The sequence below is a fragment of the Kitasatospora sp. NPDC093558 genome, from assembly GCF_040683475.1.
Classification (GTDB): domain Bacteria; phylum Actinomycetota; class Actinomycetes; order Streptomycetales; family Streptomycetaceae; genus Kitasatospora.
Window position 1 is genome coordinate 1 of sequence record NZ_JBFBDY010000843.1, and the last position, 2386, is coordinate 2386.

Below are 2386 nucleotides of genomic sequence, written 5' to 3' on the forward strand. Positions count from 1 at the left end.
TGGCGAGGACGAGCCCGGCGGCCATGACCACCGCGCTGCCGGCCGCGGCGGCCAGCCCGACCGCGTCGAGCCGGGCGCCGGCCCGCAGCACGAGCAGGCTGACGCCCACGACGCCCGCGATGCCGGACAGGACGGTGCGCGGCGTGATCCGCTCGCCCAGCAGCGCCGACGACAGCACGGCGGTGACGAGCGGCTGGATGGCGCCGACGGTCGCGGCGATCCCGCCGGGGAGGCGGTAGGCGGCGACGAAGAGGAGGGCCTGGAAGAAGCCGATGTTGAGCGCGCCGAGGACGAGCGCGCGCCACCACCAGTCGCCCCGGGGCAGGGTGCGGGTGACGGCGACGAGCAGGAGCCCGGCGGGCAGGCAGCGCAGGACGCCGGCGAGCAACGGCCGGTCGGGCGGCAGGAGTTCGGTGGTGACGAGGTAGGTCGACCCCCAGACGGCGGGGGCCAGTGCGGTCAGCAGCACGATGCCGAGGCGATGTCTTAGCACTAAGCCAATGTATCTCAGTGCTAAGGCATTTTCTGGCGCTCCGGTGGCGTGAGGTGGCTCACAGTTACCTCACTGCTAAAGGACATATCGGGGGATCCCCTACCCTGGACCCGTGGCAGATCATGTGGACCGCGTCGTCGCGCAGTGGGGCGCCGAGCGCCCCGACCTGGACGTCTCCCCGATGGAGGTGTTCGGCCGGCTCAAGCGCCTCTTCCGGCTGGTGGACGCCGAACTCAACCGCACCTTCGGCGAACACGGCCTGGACGCGGCCTCCTTCGACGTCCTCGCCACCCTGCGCCGCAGCGGCCCGCCCTACCGGCTCACCCCCACCGGCCTGATGCAGTCCGCCATGGTCACCTCCGGCGCGATCACCCAGCGCCTCGACCGCCTGGAGGCCCGCGGCCTGGTCACCCGCACCCGCAGCGAACAGGACGGCCGCAGCCGCGAGGTCGCCCTCACCCCCGAGGGCCACGACCTCGTCGACCGGGCCCTGCCCGCCCACCTCGCCACCGAGTACCGCATGCTCGCCGGCCTCGACGACGCGCAGACCGCCGCCTTCGTCGACGCCATGCGCACGCTGCTGGCGTTCATGGGCGACAGCGCGGAGTGACGAGCTCTAAGGTGTCGGCGTGAGTTTTCATCTGGTGGTGGGATACGGGCCCGCGGGGGCGGCCACGGCACGGCTGCTGGCCGGGCGTGGACACGAGGTACGCGTCGTCACCCGGTCGGGCCGGCCCGTCGAACCCGGCATCGAGCACCTCGCGCTGGACGCGTCCGACCCCGCCCGGCTGACCGAGGCCGCGCGCGGCGCCGTCGCGATCCACGGCTGCGCCGCGCCGCCCCTGCACCGCTGGGCCGCCGAACTGCCGCCGCTGACCGACGCGCTGTGCGCCGCGGCCGAGGCGAGCGGCGCGGTGCTCGTCCTGCTCGGCAATCTCTACGGCTACGGCCCGGTCGACGGCCCCCTCACCGAAGACCTCCCGCTCGCGGCGACCGGCCCCAAGGGCAAGGTCCGGGCGGGGATCTGGGAGCAGGCCCGGGCGCTGCACGAAGCGGGCCGGATCCGGGCCGTCGAGGTCCGCGCCGCCGACTTCTTCGGCCCCGGCGTCACCGACCGCGGCCACCTCGCCGCCCGGGTCGTGCCCCGCGTCCTGGCCGGGCGGCCCGTCGCGGTGCTCGGCGACCCGGACGCACCGCACAGCTGGACCTACCTGCCCGACGTGGCCGCCGCCCTGGCCGGGGCCGCCGACTACGAACGCGCGTGGGGCCGGGCCTGGCACGCCCCGACGGCACCGCCGAAGTCGGCCCGGGACATGGTCGCCGGCCTCGCCGCAGCGGCGGGCACCACCTCGGCAGCCGTCCGCCGGACACCCCCGGCCGTCCTCGCCGTCGGCTCCCTCGTCTCCCCGCTCCTGCGCGAACTGAGGGAAACGCTCTACCAGTTCGACCGCCCGTTCGTGATGGACTCCGCCGCCTACGAGTCCACCTTCACCCTGCACCCCACCCCACTCGACGAGCAGTTCCGCGCGACGGTCGAGTGGTGGCGCGGGCGGCGCTGAGTCAGGGGTTGACCCCCACCGCCTTGAAGAACGTGTAGTGGAACGTCCCGTCCTCGTCCGCCGTGCGGCGCAGGCCGGCGATGCCGTCGTCGAACGCTGCGGGGGTGGTGAGGCCGGCGGACAGGGCGTCATCGCGGATGGAGTCGACCATGGCGATGAAGGTGCGGCGGGTGAAGCCCTCGACGAGGGCCGGGCGGGAGGCGTCGGCGTAGACCGTGCGCGGGCGGACCGTCACGTCCGTAAAGCCGGCGGCGGTGAGGAGCGGGTGCAGGCGGCGGCCGATCAGGGCGTCGCCGCCCGCGTCGGCCTGGAGGCGGACGAGGTGGCCGACGGC

General features: G+C 74.6%; 3 protein-coding genes and 1 pseudogene. 2 read left to right on the top strand and 2 right to left on the bottom strand.

The annotated features are described in order from the left end of the window. Positions 1–493 (bottom strand): EamA family transporter (locus AB0O00_RS35960; protein WP_363658910.1); only part of this gene is annotated, 493 nt, incomplete at its 3' end. Positions 494–605: 112 nt separating this feature from the next. Here AB0O00_RS35960 and AB0O00_RS35965 point away from each other — a divergent pair. Further along, positions 606–1103 carry a MarR family transcriptional regulator gene (locus AB0O00_RS35965; RefSeq protein WP_363658911.1) on the top strand — a complete coding sequence of 166 codons (498 nt, stop codon included), beginning with the start codon at positions 606–608 and terminating at the stop codon, positions 1101–1103. Between the two features lie 19 nt (positions 1104–1122). Further along, complete coding sequence (locus AB0O00_RS35970; protein WP_363658912.1) at positions 1123–2052, top strand: NAD-dependent epimerase/dehydratase family protein; 930 nt, start codon at positions 1123–1125, stop codon at positions 2050–2052. A gap of 1 nt (position 2053) precedes the next feature. Here AB0O00_RS35970 and AB0O00_RS35975 read toward each other — a convergent pair. Beyond that, positions 2054–2386 (bottom strand): annotated as a pseudogene (locus AB0O00_RS35975) (SAM-dependent methyltransferase); the annotation flags it as partial.